Source organism: Candidatus Paraluminiphilus aquimaris, assembly GCF_026230195.1.
Classification (GTDB): domain Bacteria; phylum Pseudomonadota; class Gammaproteobacteria; order Pseudomonadales; family Halieaceae; genus Luminiphilus; species Luminiphilus aquimaris.
In genome coordinates, this window is the sequence record NZ_CP036501.1 from 1,083,333 (window position 1) to 1,102,563 (window position 19,231).

19 protein-coding genes are annotated in these 19,231 nt (G+C 53.5%); 10 read left to right on the forward strand and 9 right to left on the reverse strand.

Annotated features, from left to right (window positions below):
• Positions 1–40: 40 nt before the first annotated feature.
• Together E0F26_RS05065 and E0F26_RS05070 are read right to left on the reverse strand one after the other, a co-directional pair.
• Positions 41–1,669: a SulP family inorganic anion transporter gene (locus E0F26_RS05065; RefSeq protein WP_279242957.1), complete on the reverse strand. Its 1,629-nt coding sequence runs from the start codon at positions 1,667–1,669 to the stop codon at positions 41–43.
• Between the two features lie 78 nt (positions 1,670–1,747).
• On the reverse strand, positions 1,748–2,119 hold the full coding sequence (locus tag E0F26_RS05070; RefSeq protein ID WP_279242958.1) for an SgcJ/EcaC family oxidoreductase: 372 nt from the start codon (positions 2,117–2,119) through the stop codon (positions 1,748–1,750).
• A 187-nt stretch (positions 2,120–2,306) separates the two neighbouring features.
• On the opposite strand from E0F26_RS05070, the gene E0F26_RS05075 reads away from it, so the two are divergent.
• The 6 genes from E0F26_RS05075 to fghA all read left to right on the forward strand — a co-directional run bounded on the left by E0F26_RS05075 (position 2,307) and on the right by fghA (position 8,457).
• Positions 2,307–3,245, forward strand: coding sequence for a hydrogen peroxide-inducible genes activator (locus tag E0F26_RS05075; protein WP_279242959.1), 939 nt, complete (start codon positions 2,307–2,309; stop codon positions 3,243–3,245).
• Positions 3,246–3,454: 209 nt separating this feature from the next.
• Positions 3,455–4,219: an enoyl-CoA hydratase/isomerase family protein gene (locus tag E0F26_RS05080; protein WP_279242960.1), complete on the forward strand. Its 765-nt coding sequence runs from the start codon at positions 3,455–3,457 to the stop codon at positions 4,217–4,219.
• A gap of 102 nt (positions 4,220–4,321) precedes the next feature.
• Complete coding sequence (locus E0F26_RS05085) at positions 4,322–5,146, forward strand: methylenetetrahydrofolate reductase (RefSeq protein WP_279242961.1); 825 nt, start codon at positions 4,322–4,324, stop codon at positions 5,144–5,146.
• Positions 5,147–5,169: 23 nt separating this feature from the next.
• Positions 5,170–6,318: a glycine cleavage T C-terminal barrel domain-containing protein gene (locus E0F26_RS05090; RefSeq protein ID WP_279242962.1), complete on the forward strand. Its 1,149-nt coding sequence runs from the start codon at positions 5,170–5,172 to the stop codon at positions 6,316–6,318.
• 181 nt (positions 6,319–6,499) lie between these two features.
• Positions 6,500–7,606 (forward strand): S-(hydroxymethyl)glutathione dehydrogenase/class III alcohol dehydrogenase, encoded by a 1,107-nt coding sequence (locus E0F26_RS05095; RefSeq protein ID WP_279242963.1) that lies wholly within the window; start codon positions 6,500–6,502, stop codon positions 7,604–7,606.
• On the forward strand, positions 7,606–8,457 hold the full coding sequence (fghA, locus tag E0F26_RS05100) for an S-formylglutathione hydrolase (protein ID WP_279242964.1): 852 nt from the start codon (positions 7,606–7,608) through the stop codon (positions 8,455–8,457). Before E0F26_RS05095 ends, fghA begins: the two co-directional genes overlap by 1 nt.
• Positions 8,458–8,584: 127 nt before the next feature.
• Here the strand turns inward: fghA and E0F26_RS05105 are convergent, their stop codons facing one another.
• From E0F26_RS05105 to E0F26_RS05130, 6 genes are read right to left on the reverse strand one after another with little or no spacing between them, the layout of a single operon-like run.
• Complete coding sequence (locus E0F26_RS05105) at positions 8,585–8,839, reverse strand: hypothetical protein (RefSeq protein ID WP_279242965.1); 255 nt, start codon at positions 8,837–8,839, stop codon at positions 8,585–8,587.
• Positions 8,840–8,865: 26 nt separating this feature from the next.
• On the reverse strand, positions 8,866–9,651 hold the full coding sequence (locus tag E0F26_RS05110; protein ID WP_279242966.1) for an enoyl-CoA hydratase/isomerase family protein: 786 nt from the start codon (positions 9,649–9,651) through the stop codon (positions 8,866–8,868).
• A 36-nt stretch (positions 9,652–9,687) separates the two neighbouring features.
• The gene (locus tag E0F26_RS05115) at positions 9,688–10,173 is read right to left on the reverse strand and encodes a GNAT family N-acetyltransferase (RefSeq protein WP_279242967.1); all 486 of its coding nucleotides are present in this window, start codon (positions 10,171–10,173) and stop codon (positions 9,688–9,690) included.
• A 2-nt stretch (positions 10,174–10,175) separates the two neighbouring features.
• On the reverse strand, positions 10,176–10,328 hold the full coding sequence (locus E0F26_RS05120; protein WP_279242968.1) for a DUF5989 family protein: 153 nt from the start codon (positions 10,326–10,328) through the stop codon (positions 10,176–10,178).
• Positions 10,328–10,777 carry an SxtJ family membrane protein gene (locus tag E0F26_RS05125; RefSeq protein ID WP_279242969.1) on the reverse strand — a complete coding sequence of 150 codons (450 nt, stop codon included), beginning with the start codon at positions 10,775–10,777 and terminating at the stop codon, positions 10,328–10,330. Before E0F26_RS05125 ends, E0F26_RS05120 begins: the two co-directional genes overlap by 1 nt.
• Positions 10,750–12,603: a carbamoyltransferase family protein gene (locus E0F26_RS05130; RefSeq protein ID WP_279242970.1), complete on the reverse strand. Its 1,854-nt coding sequence runs from the start codon at positions 12,601–12,603 to the stop codon at positions 10,750–10,752. The genes E0F26_RS05125 and E0F26_RS05130 overlap by 28 nt, the downstream gene beginning before the upstream one ends.
• A gap of 78 nt (positions 12,604–12,681) precedes the next feature.
• Between E0F26_RS05130 and E0F26_RS05135 the strand changes: the two genes are divergently transcribed.
• From E0F26_RS05135 to E0F26_RS05145, 3 genes are all read left to right on the forward strand, one after another.
• The gene (locus tag E0F26_RS05135) at positions 12,682–14,751 is read left to right on the forward strand and encodes a tetratricopeptide repeat protein (RefSeq protein ID WP_279242971.1); all 2,070 of its coding nucleotides are present in this window, start codon (positions 12,682–12,684) and stop codon (positions 14,749–14,751) included.
• A 73-nt stretch (positions 14,752–14,824) separates the two neighbouring features.
• Positions 14,825–15,616, forward strand: a complete 792-nt coding sequence (locus E0F26_RS05140; RefSeq protein WP_279242972.1) for an enoyl-CoA hydratase — start codon at positions 14,825–14,827, stop codon at positions 15,614–15,616.
• Between the two features lie 4 nt (positions 15,617–15,620).
• Positions 15,621–16,049, forward strand: a complete 429-nt coding sequence (locus E0F26_RS05145) for a CoA-binding protein (protein ID WP_420887695.1) — start codon at positions 15,621–15,623, stop codon at positions 16,047–16,049.
• A gap of 54 nt (positions 16,050–16,103) precedes the next feature.
• On the opposite strand, the gene E0F26_RS05150 is transcribed toward E0F26_RS05145, so the two are convergent.
• Complete coding sequence (locus E0F26_RS05150) at positions 16,104–17,420, reverse strand: MFS transporter (RefSeq protein ID WP_279242973.1); 1,317 nt, start codon at positions 17,418–17,420, stop codon at positions 16,104–16,106.
• A gap of 226 nt (positions 17,421–17,646) precedes the next feature.
• Between E0F26_RS05150 and betB the strand changes: the two genes are divergently transcribed.
• On the forward strand, positions 17,647–19,152 hold the full coding sequence (betB, locus tag E0F26_RS05155) for a betaine-aldehyde dehydrogenase (protein ID WP_279242974.1): 1,506 nt from the start codon (positions 17,647–17,649) through the stop codon (positions 19,150–19,152).
• Positions 19,153–19,231: the final 79 nt, after the last annotated feature.

Consider the following 19,231-nt stretch of genomic DNA (forward strand, 5'->3'; position numbering starts at 1 on the left):
ACGCACCGAGGAGCACCTCGTCGCGCTTGGCCTTTCTCTGTTAGTCCTCTTTGATCCATACACTTGCCGCTCTGAGTGCCGCTTCGCGGGTAGGATACTGCATATCAGCCGAGAGATATTCATTGACGCCGAGGCCTGACAGCACGCCATCAACCTCATCTCTGATACCACAGGCATACACACGCTTTCCCGATGAATGCGCATCGACGGTAATGGTCTCGACTGCACGCGCTGCTGACACATCCATAAATGAAACTTGGCTGAAGTCGAGTAGAAGCGCTTTGTGATCGTGTCGACCAACACGTTCTCGGACTTGATGACCTAAGTCAGCCGCCGCACCAAAGCTTAGAGGACCGCCAAAATCAAAGAGGGTGATATCGTCGCTGATTTGGCTATAAATCGCCGCCTCCTCGTCACTTAAACTGTGGTCTTCCTCACCGTCAGCACCACTCGCCTTGCGAAGTTGCTCGTCGGCTATTTGCTTAACGAACGCAAGCGCGGCGATCACGACACCTGCTAGCACAGCCGTAATAAGATCGACAAATACCGTAAGACCTAGAACGAGTGCCATGAGCATAAGGTCAAAGCGTGGCCCTTTATGGGCTCGCTTGAGGTAAGCGATATCGATGATGTCGTACCCGACTTTAACCAGGATGCCGGCAAGAACCGCATGCGGGATTTTTTCTGCAAGCGGAGCCAGCACTACTACTACGGCGAGTAACAACAAGCTGTGCAGCATGCCTGAAATTTTTGTGCTGCCGCCTGTGCGAATGTTGACCACTGTCCGCATCGTAGCGCCCGCTCCAGGAATTCCACCAAAGAAACCCGCTACGGTATTACCCAAGCCCTGACCAATCAGCTCACGGTTTGAGTTGTGTCGAGTTCGCGTCATGTTGTCTGCAACAAGCGAGGTCAGCAGAGAGTCAATGGCTCCGAGAACCGCCAAAATAAATGCTGCTTCGAAAATGATGATGGCAGTGTCTGATTCAATGGTAGGCACAACCAAGCCCGGCAGGCCTGTTGGAATATCACCCAGAATAGGCAGGCCTTCGATGTAGAGGCCAATGATGGTTCCCGTTATCAAAGCTGCCAGGGGTGCAGGTACGACTTTGCCCCACTTCGCTGGCCATGTGAAAACCATCGCGAGCGTCAGCAAACCCACAAAAAGGGCGCCGAAATGAGGGTCTGATACCGCGTTTGGTACTTCAAGAAGGGCCGGTATCGTCCCGCTGCCTGCAGGTTCATGCCCGAAAAGGCGGGCGAGCTGAAGCGCGATGATGATGCACCCAATACCGCTCATAAACCCGGAAACCACAGGGTAGGGGACAAGTCGGATGTACTGACCAAAGCCAAGCACGCCAAAGGCAATCTGAATGACGCCGGCAAGCACCACAGTTGCAAAAACGAGGGATGGGTCGCCACTCAGGGACGAAAAGACGCCTGCAAAAACGACGACCATCGGCCCCGTGGGACCGGTAATCTGGGAGCCCGTACCCCCAAAAAGAGCGGCAAAAAAGCCGACAATGATGGCGCCGTAAACGCCGGCGATGGGTCCTGCACCCGAGGCCTCTCCAAAGGCGAGAGCCAGCGGTAAGGCCACGACACCCGCGGTTAAACCGCCGTAAACATCGCCGCGAAGGTTACTGGTATCGAAAAATTTACCACTCATTCACACGTTCTCTTTGAAAGTCAGGGAAGTATCGAAATAGGGGGTGTTCATAGCCAACCCCCATCGTTTGCTGAGGTCCTAGCCCTCGGGCATCGCTGAGCTATGGTGCTGAATGATCTTCCAGTCACCGTCACGTAATTCGTAGGTGTAGTTAAAGCGCGCGGAAACAGTTGAGCCATCGCCAAACGTGAAGACGTAAACGCCTGCGTTAGTCGCCAAAGTTTCGGACAAAACACGTGCGTTTGATTCGGTGATTACACCCTGCGGCTTTTTGGCGAGAAAAGCGACGAAGTAGTCTCGAATTTCTGCATGGTTGTGTCTCACCTGATTGGAAACTGTCGGCAGTAACACGGCGTCGTCAGCGTACATATTTGTTACAACATCAGGGTCGCCTGTTGCCAGAGCATCGTTCCAATCACCAAAAAGCGCGATTACATTTTCTTCGTTCACTTCTGTCTCCACAAAATTAAAAGGGGTGTTTTTACCTTGGGCGGCGTAATCACGCGCCTCTTACACCATAAAACGCGATTCCCACCAAATGTACGCTTGCACTCTATTGATTGGATGCGATAGTTGTTACTAATATATCGATAACTTTTGATAGTAAAAATCTATCACCTACGAGGACAGGCTACCTATGCAGTCAAAATCAAACTTAAGCCTACGGCAGCTCGAGTACTTTAAGACGATTAGTGACATAGGTAGTTTCCGCGGGGCAGCTGAGAGACTGGGGGTGACGCAACCCACACTCACCGCGCAAATTGCCACCTTAGAGGAGTCTTTGGGTGTGAAGCTCTTTGAGAGAACGCGTTCGGGTGCGACACCGACCGTTGCAGCGCGTGAGCTCATGCCTGTATGCCACCGAATTCAAGAAGAAGTACAAAGCTTTGTCGACACAGCCCATGGGTTTACTGGAGGCGTGGCGGGCACCTACCGTATTGGTGTGACACCTACACTGGGACCTTATCTTTTGCCACAAGTATTACCCGACATTCACGAGCGCTTTCAGGCGTTACGATTGTTTGTGAGAGAAGGCGTACCGGCCGATTTAAACCATGACCTGAGAAGTGCGAAACATGACCTCATCCTGTCTACGCAGCCTATCGCCGAAGCTGGGTTGGAAATAAGCCCTCTATTTCGAGAGCCACTCAAGTTGGTCATTCCTCTGGATCATCGCCTAGCGAATAAAAAAGTAATTAACCGAGTGGATTTGGTGGGCGAGGAAGTGCTGACGCTGGATGAACACCACCTGTACCACCGTCAGGTGACTGAGCTATGCCAGACGCTCGGTGCTACGACGCGACGCGACTTTGAAGGCACGTCACTCGACACGCTGCGCCAAATGGTCGTTATGGGGATGGGTATCACCTTTCTACCATCACTTTATGTGGCCTCAGAAATTCGTGAAACGGACCCGCTGCGCGTGACTGATGTCTCTGGCGTCAACATGTACCGGGATCATGCGCTGGCCTGGCGCACCCGCTCCCCGGCGCGCCCTTTATTCCGTCGGCTTGCGCAAACGATTCGTGAGCTGCTTCCCAATACGGGCGCGACAGAGCTTCGGGTGCTCTATTAACTCAGGGTGATTAACCCAGAGCGTCCCAGGCGCTCCCTGTTTGAGCGAGTAAAACAGAAAATAGCTGAGCGGAGATAACGGCGAGCGTGTAAGTAAAAAATAAATCGTGCCTACCTCCCGTGTAATTAGCGTAGGGCTGGCTTAGCGCCCTTGCGCGCGACAGTAATGCATCGCTAGTATCGACCAATACCTTCACTTAAGAGAGTCGTATGCAGTATCAATCGGAAACACCGTTTATCAATGTGAATCTCGATGCGAATTGTTTGTCGATCGAGTTCAATCGACCCGATGCGCTCAATGCATTGAGGCCGGAAATGCTGTCCGAGGCGACGCGATTAGTGGCACAGGCGAATGAAGACGATCGCGTTAAAGTCATTGTTTTGCGAGGCGCCGGTAGGGCTTTTTCGGCGGGCGTCGATCTGAAGGTTTTGCAAGGTGTTAAGCCGCAGGGCGGCATCATTGGCAACGTATTCGATAAGCCGGCCGAGGAACTTGCAGCTGCCATTCGTGACGCCGGTGTACCGGTTATCGCGCGTGCTGTTGGCGCCTGTTTTACGGGTGCTTTGGAAGTTGCCTTACATTGCGACTTTGTCTACACCACCCACACCACGAAGTTTGGCGATACGCACACCAAATTTGGACTTCGTCCTACTTGGGGAATGTCGCAAACGCTTCCGCGAGCAGTCGGCCAGAGGCGTGCCCGAGAGCTTTCCTTTACCGCGCGTATTTTCACCGGCGCTCAAGCGCTCAAGTGGGGGGTTGCTAATGCAAGCTTTGAGACAGCAGAGGCCCTAGACGAGGCCTTGGCTGCGACCTGCGCGCAAATTGCGGGTAACAGCGCAGAGGCTGTTGCGGCGATGAAAGATCTCTACAGACTCGCCGAGACAGAGCAAGGTATTCGCCCGTCCCTGGCGGGGGAAACCGCTTCAAATTACGATATTTCTGACACTGATGAGCGACTCTCGGCTTTCTAGTCAAGGTTGTGTCTAACCCCTCAGGGGGGGGCGTTTTTACACCCCTATTGCGTCAGAAAAAAAAGACGGTTACCGTCGCGTTTTTCGCGGTTGAGACACGCCATGAGTGCGGCAAAAAGCCTATTAAAGTCGCTGTATTTCGAAGTCATTCCGATGAAGGGCTTCGAAGAAAAGTTGGGTGTGCTCAAGGCCGGAGATCGCGTCGGTATTACCTGTTCGCCGAAGCAGGGTTTACAGGTCACGCTCGATACGGTTGCCCAACTTTCTGATCGCGGGTTTTCGCTGACGCCGCACCTCGCTGCGCGTCAGGTAATGAACAAGCAGCACCTAAAAGACATCGTTTCACAACTGACTGACAGCGGCATTACGTCGATCTTTGTGCCCGGTGGCGATCTCGATGAACCCATGGGTGAGTACGATAGTTCGGCGGCGGTCCTTCGTGATCTGTCTGAGATGGACCACCCCTTCACCCGAATTGGTGTGGCCTCTTACCCAGAGGGTCATCCTGCAATATCAGACGATCTCTTGTTCGAGGCGCTGGCGGCCAAGCAAGGTATTGCCACGCACATGGTGACTCAGATGTGCTTTGACATGCCTGTGCTCATAAAGTGGCTTTCTGACATGCGCGATCGAGGCATAACAACGCCTGTATGGATTGGTCTTCCCGGCGTCATGGACCGCATGCGTTTGTTTAAAACGTCGCTGCGTATTGGTGTCGGGCAGTCGGCCAAATACGCGAAGAAGCAAAAGGGACTCATTGGTATGTTCCTGCGAAGCCCTACCTATAAGCCCGACTCGCTATTCAAAGAATTACAACCCGCGATGGCTGATGAGCGCATGGCTATCGAAGGTTTGTACATGTTCACCTTCAACCAAATCGACAACACTGTTCAGTGGTCTCAAGAACAACTTAAACGCTTGGGCTAACCCGCCCACCGGAGACTTTTCCAATGACAAACAGCACCCCTCTCGCGATAGGAATCGGGCCGCGCGTACGCCGGTCGCCTTTTTTTGACTCGACTATTGACGCCGGTGTCCGGGCGTTCACGATTTATAACCACATGTATTTACCGGTGCATTTTGGGGACCCTCTGGCGGAATACTGGGGCATGGTTAATGGCGTTATTTTGGCGGATCACGCGGTGCAGCGGCAGGTAGAAATTAAGGGGCCGGACGCGCTGGCACTGACGCAACTTTTAACGCCCAGAGACATCTCGACCTGCCCCGTAGGCCGAGGTCGTTATGTCGTTTTTTGTAATGATCAGGGCGGCATCATCAACGACGCGGTTTTGTTTCGAATGGCAGAGGACTGTTTTTGGTTATCGCCCGGTGATGGCGACGTCATCTTGTGGGCGACAGGTCTTGCACTGGGCAAGGGTTACGATGTTGAAGTGAGCGAGCCTGATGTATCACCGTTGCAACTTCAGGGTCCCGTATCGCCGCATGTGGCAAAGAAGCTCTTTGGTGAGATTGCGCTTACGCTGGGTTACTACCAATGCGTTGAGCTTGAGCTCAACGATATTCCTGTTGTTCTTACTCGGACCGGCTGGAGTGGGGAGCTGGGCTATGAAATTTACCTTCTTGACCAGACGCGAGGTGCGGAACTGTGGGACCTCATAATGGAGGCGGGGAAAGAGTTCGGCATATTACCGGCTTGCCCATCGCTAATGCGCAGTGTCGAGGGTGGGATTTTATCGCACGGCTCAGATATTACGCCCTGTGATTCGCCATTCACCATTGGTCTTGAGCGACTCATGGACCTCGACAAACCGTCGGAGTTTATTGGCCGTGACGCGCTTAAGCGAATTGAACAAGAAGGGACGCCGCGCAAGTTAGTCGGTGCCAATTTTGGAGGTGAGGCCATTGGTGGCAACGATAAGTTCTGGGATGTTTATTCCGAGGGCGCGGTTGTTGGACACATTACCCGCTGCTGCTATTCACCACGACTCGAGCACAACATTGCCCTGGTGAACGTGCCAACCGAGTTGTCAGCGCCCGGCACCCAAGTCCAACTCGATATTCGCGGCACGCTAGTGGACGCTGAAATCGCCGCTTTGCCCTGGTTCCAGTCGCATAAGACCATCCCAGAGGGAATCTGAACAGCTTGATGCAAGTTTGCACCCTCATTCTTCGTGGGTGCTTGGGCGCCAATCGGCCTGTTCGAGTTGACGGTCTGAACTTCGTATCGACAGGTCGCCGATTCGCCCACGACGTCAGTTGTTTGTGCTGCGTGTTTCGTTGACGTAGTGTGAGAAAAAAGAAATAAGAAAGGGTTGAAGGATGAAGAGTCGAGCAGCAGTTGCTTTTAAGGCGGGCGCCCCACTTGAGATAGCCGAAGTGGATGTTTCAGGACCCCGCGCAGGCGAGGTCATGGTTGAAATTAAGGCCACGGGAGTTTGCCACACCGACGCGTTCACGCTTTCTGGCGATGACCCTGAAGGTGCATTTCCCGCGATATTGGGCCATGAAGGTGCTGGCGTAGTAGTTGAGGTGGGTGAGGGCGTTAAGTCGGTCAAACCAGGTGACCACGTTATTCCTTTGTACACACCCGAGTGTCGAGAGTGTAACTTCTGTCTGCATCCCAAAACGAATCTATGCCAAGCTATTCGAGAAACGCAGGGGCAGGGTCTCATGCCCGACCATTCCAGCCGTTTCACATTAGATGGCGAGCCAATTCTCCATTACATGGGATGCTCAACCTTTTCTAACTACACCGTTTTACCGGAAATCGCGGTTGCGAAAGTCCGTGAAGACGCGCCGTTCGATAAAATCTGTTACATCGGTTGTGGTGTGACTACGGGTATTGGTGCTGTTGCTTTTACGATGAAGGTTGAGGCGGGATCAACGGTCGCTGTCTTCGGTTTGGGCGGTATTGGACTCAATGTTATTCAAGGCGCTCGGATGGTGGGAGCTACTCGGATCATCGGCGTTGACTTAAACCCAGCGAAAGCGACGCTTGCACGCCAATTTGGGATGACAGACTTCGTGAACCCCAGCGAAGTTGACGATGTTGTTGACCATCTTATTCAAATGACAGGCGGCGGTGTTGATTACAGTTTTGAATGCATAGGTAACGTCAATGTCATGCGCCAAGCGCTCGAGTGTTGTCACAAGGGCTGGGGACAAAGCTGTGTTATTGGTGTCGCAGGTGCTGGACAAGAAATATCAACGCGCCCTTTCCAGCTGGTGACAGGTCGGTCGTGGCGAGGGTCCGCATTTGGTGGTGCGCGAGGCAGAACAGACGTTCCGAAAATCGTCGATTGGTATATGGAAGGCAAAATTAATATCGACGAGATGATTACCCATACCATGCCGCTTAACCAGATCAACGATGCCTTTGACCTGATGCATGCAGGAAAGAGTATTCGGTCTGTGGTGACGTTCTAATGGCACTCGAGCGCCTCTCTGAGGCTCGTTGCTTTGGAGGGGTACAGCGGCGTTACAAAGGTGCCTCTCAGGTGCTTTCGGGGGACGCTGTCTTCTCTGTTTTTTTACCCGATTTTGCTGCCGCTAATCCCGTTCCAGTCGTCATTTATCTCTCGGGACTTACCTGTACCGACGAGAACGCTGTGACCAAATCCGGCGCACAGCGGATAGCGAGTGAGCTTGGCATTGCTGTGGTTTTTCCTGACACCAGCCCACGTGGCGATAACGTAGCTGACGACCCTGACGGTGCTTATGACTTGGGCCTTGGCGCCGGTTTCTACCTGAACGCGACGCAGGCGCCATGGTCTGATCATTACAAAATGGAAGAATTTATCGTCGCTGAGCTGCCGTCGTGGCTGGGCGATATCGAAGGCTTAGATGTTGCCCGAGTAAGTATCAGTGGCCACTCGATGGGCGGTCATGGTGCGATGAGTTTGGCCCTGAAATATCCGGGACGTTATCGCTCAGTGAGCGCATTTTCTCCCATTTGCGCGCCGGCGAGCTGTCCTTGGGGGCATAAGGCGTTCTCCGCTTATCTTGGTGAAGATAAAGAAGAGTGGAAACTGCACGATAGCTCTGAGCTCATTCGCTCGGGCGCAAAAGCCATACCGCTCCTGGTTGATCAAGGTGCCTCAGATCAGTTTCTTGTCGAGCAGCTCAAACCTGAGTTACTCAAGGAGGCTTGCGACATAACCGCCTTTCCGCTCACCTACAGAGAGCATGATGGTTATGATCATAGCTATTTCTTCATCGCGACCTTTATGGAAGATCATCTGCGATTTCACGCAAAGCATTTGGCTCAATCAGAGTAAGCGTCCGCTGAGGCAGCACAGCTCGTTCGCTCACGGTGTCGTCCTCTCCTGACGAAAGAAACGACACCGTGTAATGCTTGGTACTATGGCGAGTCGGTTTGCGGCTAGGCGGTTTGCGACCTGTCAGTCAAATTGCGAGAAAGAGGTCGAGACCACTAAGCACCAATACTAGGCGCAAGATAAGTTTTGAGCGCTTGTCGAGTGCATCAAACTGCTTCTTGAGTTCCGCCAGTTCTTCTTTCGCAGTGTCACCTGCATCGACAATTTTCTCGCGACTTGCTGCTATTGCACTTGCGGCAGCGACACCGGCCGTCGATACCCCCATGGCACGGAGTAAGCGGCGGCGGCTCAGTAGTGATGTGTCAGTTTGGTCGTCGGTCATATCGGTAATTACGGACTCCTGCTCAATTAAGACTGATTAAACACGGGTTTTCGTTTCTCGAGGAAGGCTGCCATTCCCTCCTGCGAATCAGGCGTCCCGAGCGTCGCTGCGACGGCCCGTTTCTCATCGTCAATGGATTCATCGAGGGTTTTGGTTTCAAACCCGACAACGGTATCTAACACCGCTTTCACGGCAAGGCGGGGTTGCGCAGCCAGCTCTTCGCCAAGCGCTTGTGCGCGCGCTTTTAATTGCTCAAGCGGAACCACCTCCGTCACGAGACCCATCTTTAGTGCTTCGTTTCCGTCGATTTTACGGGCGCGCAAAATCATATCGAGCGCATGCGACCGACCCACGACACGAGGAAGGCGAGCTGATCCGCCCCAAGCAGGGACACTGCCTAAATCCATTTCGGGCAGTCCTATTTTTGCTCCTTCGCTCGCTGCGATACGAAAATGGCAAGCCAGAGGTAACTCAAGTCCAGCACCGAGGCAGTAGCCGAAGAAGGTGGCGATCGCGGGTGTCCCACCGTTTTCGATCATGCCCAGCACACGGTGGCGTTGTGCGAAAAACGCTTCTGGACTGCCCGCGCGTTTAATGCCCTCGGGGATTTGTCTGAGATTCATGCCAGCGGAGAAATTCGCTAGGCCCTCTGCGGTGAAGACCATGGCGCGAATCGCGTTATCAGCGAGCACCTCGGGCAGTTGCTCTTCCAGACGATCGATGTAACTCACCGGCATGAGATTGAAGGGCGCGTCGTTAACACTGAAGGTCGCAACGTGATTGGTTACCGAAAAAAGATAGGGATCGTTCATCACGGTGCTCTCCGTTGCAGCATCACTTTTGGTGTTTTAGTCAGCGAGCCATTTGTACATCACAAAGGCATCGACCAAACCCAGTGTCGGATGGTTAAAGGCCCGCGGCAAGGTCCCGACAATATCGAAACCCAATTTTTTCCAGAGTGCGACAGCGATGTCATTACTAGACGCGACAAAGTTGAATTGCATGGCGCGATAACCCATTTCGACGGCAATACCCTGAGAGTGCAGGCACATTTTTTGAGCCAAGCCTCTGCCGCGAGCCGCGTTTGTTACCATGTAGCCGCAATTACAGACGTGCTTACCCGGGCCATCCTGATTGGTTTTCAAGTAGTAGGTTCCCAGAATCTCGCCGTTTTCTTCCAAGACAAATGTTCGATCGGGCTTTGTCATCCATAACATTTCCGCGGTCGACCTGTCGGTGTCGACAGGGTAAGCATAGGTGTCGCCGGCCTTAGTTATTTCGCTGAAGATGGGCCAAATATTGGGCCAGTCAGCCGCCGTTGCCTCGCGGATCATATTTAAAAAATAGTGTAAATGAACGGTGCTAGCGCCGAGCCTTGTGTCATAACAACCAACACACCTAGCAGGAGCATGATGCCAATGATGGGTGCCATCCAGAGCTTCTTGCGCTCTAGCATGAAACCCCAGAGGTCCTTTAGTAGGTCAAACATTAATAAGGTCTCTCAAAGTGGTCAGCGTCTCGTTGACTGCTCGTCACGCGATAACTGTCTTGGGTGGTATCCCCTGTTTTGCGCAACAGCGCATCTCGACCGACGAGGCTCATGATTATGCCAAGCGGTGCGAATACCAAATAGTAAAGCATGAACATGATAATACGGGTATTGACGTAACCGGCGATCAGTCCGAACCGCATCCAGGCGCGGTAAAATGGCGTGAGTGCGCGGGGCAAAATAACGGCAATGGCGCTTAGAATGGCAGCAATAGCCCAAGGCCAAGGTGGGAATGGGTGTCCAAGCATCCACGGCAGCAAGACGCCAAACAGTGCGACAAGTATTGCGCTGAACAGGAGACCGAACTGGCGAAGTTCTCTCGGGGTTGTGGGTAGGTCGGGTGTTTGATTCATCACAATTGTCAGTCCAGCTGAAACGTTTCTTTCCATGATTCGTCGTCATGCCATTCGGGTTGCTCGGCTTTGATGAGTAGCGCATTTTCCAAAACCAGCAGATCCATCTCCGTTCGCATGAAGCAGCGATACGCATCTTCAGGCGAACAGACAATGGGCTCGCCGCGAACGTTGAACGAGGTGTTGATCAGCACGGGACAATCTGTCACCGCCTCAAAGGCTGAGAGCAGGCCATGAAAACGCGGGTTTGTCTCCTCGTGCACGGTCTGTAGTCTCGCAGAGTAGTCAACGTGCGTGATGGCGGGTACCTGTGAGCGCGCGACGTTGAGTTGATCAATGCCAAACAAGCTCTTCTCCTCATCAGACATGGGGAGGCGCCGCTCTTCCCTAACGGTTGCAACCTTAAGCATGTAGGGGCTTGTGCTCTCGGTATTGAACCATTGGGATACCGCGGCGGCTTTAATAGCAGGGGCAAACGGCCTGAACGACTCGCGATTTTTGATTTTAAGATTCATGACCGACTGCATGGTGGGTGAACGCGCATCACCAATAATCGATCGAGCACCCAGTGCACGCGGACCAAATTCCATTCGACCATTGAACCAGCCGACCACCGCACCACGATCCATCGCGGCGGCAATCTCGGGCATTAACTCGGTGTCATCGTATCGATGAAACGGGGCTTCGACACCCCTTAAGTAGTCTTCTATTTCGTCCTGACTGAATGACTTTCCAAGGTAAGCGCCGTGCATTGTATCGTTGAGATCATTGGCCTCTCGGGGTTTGTTTAGGTACTCATGCCATGTCGCAAGCGCTGCGCCCAAGGCACCGCCGGCATCGCCAGCTGCTGGTTGTATCCAAATCTGCTCGAAGGGTCCCTCGCGCTCGAGTCGACCATTGGCCACGCAGTTAAGCGCAACACCGCCGGCGAGGCACAGGTGATCAACTTCGAGCTCTTTATGAATCGTCGTGGCAAGCTTTAATACAATGTCTTCGGTTACCACTTGGATGGATGCGGCGATGTCCATTTCACGTTGCGTAAGCTCAGCCTCAGGCTTTCGAGGTGGACCACCAAACAAGGCATCAAAGCGGCGATTGGTCATGGTTAGCCCGGTCGCGTAGTCGAAGTAGCGCATGTCGAGTCTAAAGGTTCCGTCGGGCTTGATATCGATGAGATGGTTTTTGATGAGGTCGACGTACCGCGGTTCGCCGTAGGGTGCGAGCCCCATGAGTTTGTATTCACCGGAATTGACCTTGAAGCCGGTGTAGTAGGTGAATGCTGAATACAGCAGCCCTAAGGAGTGTGGGAAGCGTATTTCCCATTGCGGTATCAGTGTCGAGCCATCGCCCAGCCATACTGAGCTGGTCGCCCACTCGCCTACCCCGTCTAGGCAGAGCACGGCCGCTTTTTTGAACGGGCTGGCGAAAAAGGCCGAGGCGGCGTGCGACCCATGATGTTCGTGAAACAGAAGGGGTGGTAAAGCTGTCTGCTCCAGCCCCGATAAAGAGCCCAGTTCACGTTTCAGTGTTACTTTTAAAAAGAGTTTCTCTTTTAGCCAGACCGGTATGGCCATGACGAACGAGCGAAAACCTTTGGGGGCGAAAGCGAGATAGGTCTCCAGCAGCCGCTCAAACTTCACCAGCGGTTTGTCATAAAACGTAATGTAGTCGATCTCGTCGAGACTCAGGCCCGCCTCGTCGAGGCAATAGCTGATGGCATTTGCGGGGAAGGCGGCATCATGCTTTTTTCGCGTGAAGCGCTCCTCCTGCGCTGCGGCCACAATCTCGCCGTCGACCAGTAATACGGCGGCGCTGTCGTGGTAATACGCAGAGAGGCCTAGAATGTTGATTGACGTTCTCATTAGCTTTAGTGTCGTCCGCCTCCAGAGAGTCTGGCTATCTTTGTTACTGTGTAAGCAACGCCTTGAGGACTGTATCTCATGTCACAAGCAAGAAACGCATTATTCACCATCATAACGGCTGTCGTTATCCCTCTGCTATTTTTTGTCCTGCTCGAGGGTGTTTTACGTTTAGTGGGCGTTGGTACCGATTTCAATTACTTCAACGAGATCGAGATTGAGGGTGAGATTTACTATCAGGAAAACATCGATTTTGCTGATCAATTTTATCCGTCCTCGCTGAATGTAGGGCCTCTGCAAAACACGTTTGTAAAAACGGCGAGCGACAACCGTCTGCGAGTCTATGTATTGGGCGGCTCCGCCGCTATGGGGTTTCCGCACAAAAACCATGGTGTCGACAGACTACTCACTGCCCAGCTGAACGCGCTATTTCCCGACAAGGAAGTCGAGGTGATCAATACGGCGATGACGTCCGTCAATTCGCACGTTGTTTACCAGGTGGCTGAAACGATCCCTGCAAACTCGGCCGATGTGGCTGTGATACTCATGGGAAATAATGAGGTCGTAGGGCCCTATGGCCCTGGAACATTCAATCAAAACTTTCTTTCAAGTCTCGGTGCCATAAGAACGTTGCAGTGGGCAAAGCGGCTCCGTATCTGGCAGTGGCTCGATCAAGCCTTTCAAGGGGTCCAACCGAGCGACGCAAAGACTGACCTTGAGTGGCAAGGAATGCAGATGTTTGTCGAGAACGGCGTGGCTGAAAGCGACCCGCGCATGAGCGACGTGTATGCGCACTTTGAGGCTAACCTCAGAGATATCATCGATATTCTGTCGAGCAAAGGAATGCACGTTGTATTGTCCACCGTGCCGGTCAACCTTCGCCATTCAGCGCCATTTTTATCGGTGACAGATAACGCGTTGAGTCCTGAGCTGAGTCAGCAAGTCTCGGATCTTAAAGCGCGTGCCGCGGCACAATCTCGCAATTTACAATGGCGTGCGGCCTCAACCTTATGGCAGCAGGCCATCGAAATAGATCCAGGTCACGCTGACAGCCATTTTCAGCTGGCGACGAGTCTTGAGCGGCAGGGCGATCATCTCGGCGCTAAACGGCACTTCGAGCGTGCACTGGACCTCGATGCGCTGAGGTTTCGTGCCGATACCAAGATCAATGACCGTATCAGAACAGTGAGCAAAGATTACCCCTCAGCATCACTGAGCTTTGTGGACAGTGCCGCTGCGTTCGATCGTGCAAGCACGCCCTTTCCTCCCGGGTGGGAGTCTCTCGTGGAGCACGTGCACTACACGTTCGCAGGGAATGATGTTTTGGCCCGTATCTTTTCTCGCGCGATAGCAACTCAAGTCACAGGTGAAAGGCCGCAAGGCGTACTTAACAGTGAAGAGGTGGCAGAGCGTGTTGGTTATCCCAATCACGAGACAATTGAAAATATAAAAAACTTACAGGGTATGGCTGAGCAGCCTCCCTTCCCGGGTCAGAGTAATTACACGGATTACCTAGCGCAGATGGCCGTCGAGCTGTCAAAAATTAAGGGTCAAGTGGGCGAGCCCAAGGATGTGGTACGAAGACGTCAAAAGGTGCTGACACAGGGAAATGCTGACTGGAAAGTCCATTTCGAGATGGCTGCACTCGCGAAATACCTTAAAAATAAACAGGCTCAGTACTACCACCTAACAACCTTAAACGAGATTTATCCGCACAATCGTGAGAGTCAGATGAATCTTGCTACCTTACTGAGTCAAGATGGTCGATGGGCAGAGGCCATCCCCATTCTCGAGCGATCTTTGCGCTACACACGAGGCCGAGAACAACAAACAGTTGAGACTTTAGGTTGGCTGGGCACTGCGAAATTACGTGTAGGCGCCGTGCAAGAGGCTGTTGGGTTGCTTGAGTCGATACCAAAGGATTACCCGCAGCAAGTGGGTCTGAGCCTGAGGGCATATGGCAATTTGATCAAACACGCGGTTGACAGCGGCGACAGGCCATTGGTCGAGGCGTATCTTGATGATTTACAGACCTATGCGCAGCACCTAAAAGATACGGGTCTGGCCGATGACTACCCAATGCTTGCTCGAAGGATGTCTCAGCTACTCAATATGGGCGGCGATCCAGTTGCCGCCCGTCAATGGCGCTAACCCGGAGGCCTTTGCCAGCGGGCGCAAACTTCTGTTTAATCCGGTGAAATGTAACGACTTTGTCGAGGGCATTATGGCGACGGAACTTATTTTAAAAACGCTGGACAAGGGCGTCCTCTGGCTCACACTTAACAACGAAAAACAGCGGAACCCGCTCTCCAGCCAGATGCTGTCCACTCTTACCTCAGTTCTCGACGAGGCCTATGTCGATGATGCTGTGAGATGCATTGTCATCTCGGCCAAAGGCGCCGTTTTTTCCGCGGGACATGACTTAACGGAAATGGCGAGGGGGCCGGATGAGACGCAAGAAGCATGGCGCCCAAGGATTCTCTCAATCCTCGAAGCCTGCGCCACGATGATGCAGCGCATCGTCCACGGTCCCAAAGCAGTCATTGCCTGTGTGCAGGGCACTGCAACGGCAGCGGGCTGTCAGCTCGTGTCGGCTTGCGATATGGCGATTGCCTCCAGTGATTCCCGTTTCTGTACGCCGGGCGTAAATCTAGGTGCCTTTTGTACGACACCCCTAGTGGGCATTGGTCGCAACCTCTCTAGAAAGCACGCACTTGAAATGGCGCTCACGGGCGAGTTTTTCAGTGCGGCTGATGCAGAGCGATTTGGCCTGATCAATCGCAGTGTGTCACCTGACGACGTTGTAGCTGAGACCCAGGCCTTGGCGGCGCGCATCGCCTCGCGCTCGCCACAAAGTATCCGCGATGGTAAGACGGCCTTTTACACACAGATTGAAATGCCTCTCAACGATGCCTTTGAGCACGCCAACCGAGTCATGGTAGAGGCAATGACCTCCGATGAATCGCGCCAGGGTGTGAAGGCGTTCTTTGAAAAGCGTACCCCAGAGTGGGGGTGATCGCGTGCTGATCGAGTCCGATCAGGGTCTCGCCAATCTGCTTAAGACCGTGCGCCATGTTGCGCTGGTGGGTGCGAGCCATAAACCGGAGCGGCCGAGTTATCGAGTTCTGACGTTTCTTCTTGAGAAAGGCTATCGGGTCACGCCGGTAAATCCGGGTCTGGCGGGTCAAACCCTTCAGGGTCAGACCGTGGTCGGGGCACTGAGTGATATTGATGAACCCGTCGATATGGTGGATATCTTCAGGCAGGGTAGCGCGTTACCGGCGTTGGTCGACGAGGCCATCGCAATCGGTGCGCCTTCACTGTGGACACAGCTCGATGTTAGGCACCCTGAAGCTGAGCAAAAGGCGTTGGACAACGGGCTGACCGTCGTTATTGATAAATGCCCTGCGCAGGAATGGCCACGCCTAGAAGCGGGTGGCCTCATCTAAACGGGAGTAAGCGCCACCCGTTACATAACCGTAGCCTGGCAGGTTTGTAACTGCTCAGAGTGTGCTGCCCTTGGTTTCCTCCAAGTGAGATAGTGACCAGAGCGTCAGCAGGGCGGCAATCGCGATGTATACCGATACGTAGAAGATTCCGAAACTATCCCAAAGCAGAACGGCAATCGTCGGAGCCAAAGCCCCGCCGATAATGGCACCGAGTTGGTACCCGAGTGAGGCTCCTGAGTAGCGCACTTCAGTGCTGAATAGCTCCGTAAAATACGCCGCTTGCGGTCCGTACTGCATGCCGAGGAACAAGAGCCCAACAGTAATAGCTAAACAAATGAACAGCGGGTTACCCGTGTCAATCAGCGGGAACAAGGCAAAGCCCCAAGCGCCAGTAAGGATGGCGCCCCAACGATAGACATTTTTCCTGCCTATCCTGTCTGACAAGCCCGAGAAGTAGAATTGCGTCGGCACCATAATGGCGGCCGCCACGAGGACCGCAGTCAGCATCAAGTCTTTAGACAGCATTAGGTTGGGCGATTGCATCCCGTAAGAAATAACGAAAGCGATAAGAATATAAAACGTTACCTGTACGGAGAGAAACGCGCCGGCTGCCAACATAATGCGCTTTGGATATTTTCTAATGGCTTCAATAACGGGCGAGCGCTTAACGGTCTCAACCGGCTTGTCCGTTGCTGACTGTGCATTGCTGAGAGATTGAAACGCCTGGGTGTCCTCGATTTTGAGTTGTATGTACATCGAGATACCGATCAGCACGATGCTGGCAATAAAGGGAAGTCGCCAACCCCAATCCATGAACGCCTCGTCACTCATTGAGCTGCTGACGCCAATAAAGGCTAGGTTTGCCAGTACGACGCCGAGGGGCGCACCCGCTTGGGCATAGGCCCCGTACCACCCGCGCTGATCTGCCGGCGCACTCTCCGTGACTAACAACATGGCGCCACCCCACTGGCCACCAATCGCTAACCCTTGAACAAATCGCAGCAGCACAAGCAGTATTGGTGCAGCGACACCTATCGATGCATACGTGGGTAAAAAGCCGATGAGTGTGGTGGTAACGCCCATCATCATCAGGGCGACCACGAGTGTCCGCTTGCGACCAATACGATCACCGAAATGCCCAAAGACGACGCCACCAAGCGGGCGGGCTAAAAAGCCAACGGCGAGGGAACTGAAGCTAATTAGCAGCGCTGTCGTGGGATCTTCCTGCGGGAAAAATGCTATTGGGAAAATGACCGCCGCTGCGGTGGCGTAGAGAAAGAAGTCGTACCACTCGATGCTCGTCCCTGCGAGCGAAGTCAATGCGACCCGCCGCATGTTTTGCTGCTGATCCTGCCCTGTTGTGTCACTCATTGTTATATCTCTTAGTCTTGGCTTTTATTGTTAGTTCGATGATTGCTGAGCCATCAGCCTTCATCTAATAGCGAGATCGCGCGCGGGTCAATGGGTGGCGGGTGGGTTCAGAGCCTACTCAGGCTGCGGCAAAGGTGCATAAAGAGCGTATTAACTGCTCGGCTGAGGGCGATGACTGTGCAATCATTGTGCGACGAACCCATCAATAATAAGTGACAGTCACGCCATGGACGTACCAGCAACCGCGCCCTTTTATGACAAAACCAGCACCTTGGGACCACAACGCAGCTTCATCAACGGGAGTTACGTTTCATCCTCGTCGGGACAGACATTTCAAACGCGTCACCCCGGTACGGGCCATGTGATCTGCGACGTAGAAACTGCGGATGATCGTCTCGTCGACGCAGCAGTGGCTTCGGCTAGTGCGGCGTTTGCGGCGTGGTCCGCAATGCCCGTTGCCGAACGCGGCGCCATTTTGCGACGCGCGGCGGCGCTGCTGCGAGATCGAAATCAGGAGCTCGCGGAACTCGAGACGCTCGATACGGGGAAAGCGATTCAAGAGACAAGTGTTGTCGATATCATTAGCGGCGTTGAGGTGCTCGAATACTATGCGGGGGTTACGCAGAGCCTCGGTGGCTCGCACGTTGACCTACCACCCGAGGCCTTCGCCATTATGCGGCGAGAGCCGCTTGGCGTATGCGCCGCCATTGGTGCGTGGAACTACCCAATACAAATTGCGCTCTGGAAGTCGGCACCGGCGCTCGCTTGCGGTAATACGATGGTCTTTAAGCCCTCGGAAATGACACCGTTGACCGCCCTGAAGCTCGCTGAAATCTACACCGAAGCGGGTATGCCGGATGGGGTGTTCAACGTCGTGCTCGGCAGTGGTGAGACCGGTTCGGCCTTGGTGCAGCATCCCGACGTAGCGAAAATATCGCTCACGGGCTCTGTGGCGACGGGGAAGCGCGTTGCCGCATTGGCCGCCGAATCCCTAAAAAAAGTGACGCTCGAATTGGGTGGCAAGTCACCCATTGTGGTGTTCGATGACAGCGATATAGAGAGCGCTATTAACGCGGCTTTAGCGGGTAATTTTTATTCCACAGGTCAGGTTTGCTCCAACGGAACTCGGGTATTCGTTCATGACACTATCTTCGATCGTTTCGTTGAAGAGGTCGTAGAGCGGACGACGCGTATCCGCGTGGGTGATCCCTTTGACCCCGAAGTCCAAATGGGACCCTTGGTGTCAAAACAGCAACTTGAGAAGGTTGGCTCGTATCTCGAGCAAGCCAGCGCTTCAGACGATGTTGATATCCGCTGCGGCGGTGAGGTTCTCGCCACTGACGACCTTACTGGCGGCTACTTCGTCTCACCTGCCGTTGTGGTGGCCGCGAGCGATGACCATGCCGTTGTCACTGAGGAGGTGTTCGGGCCACTGATGACGATTTTAAAATTCACCGATGAGTCAGAGGTGATCGACCGCGCAAATGCCACGCGCCTGGGACTCGCCGCTGCCGTATTCAGCCAGGACTTTTCGCGCGCTCATCGGGTTGCTAATAAGCTTCAAGCCGGAATTGTGTGGATTAACGAATACAACATCACCCCGGCAGAAATTCCGTTTGGTGGATACAAAGAATCAGGAATCGGCCGTGAAAACGGCCTACAAACTATTGAGCATTTCACACAGACCAAGACGATCTATGCCAATCTAGGAAAGGTTGAACCGACGTATTAGTGCATGACTCACGAAGCAAGTCGCTCAGTGTGAGAGGGTGCGTAAAATCCTGAGTTCGAGAAAGAAAACAGGCCACAGA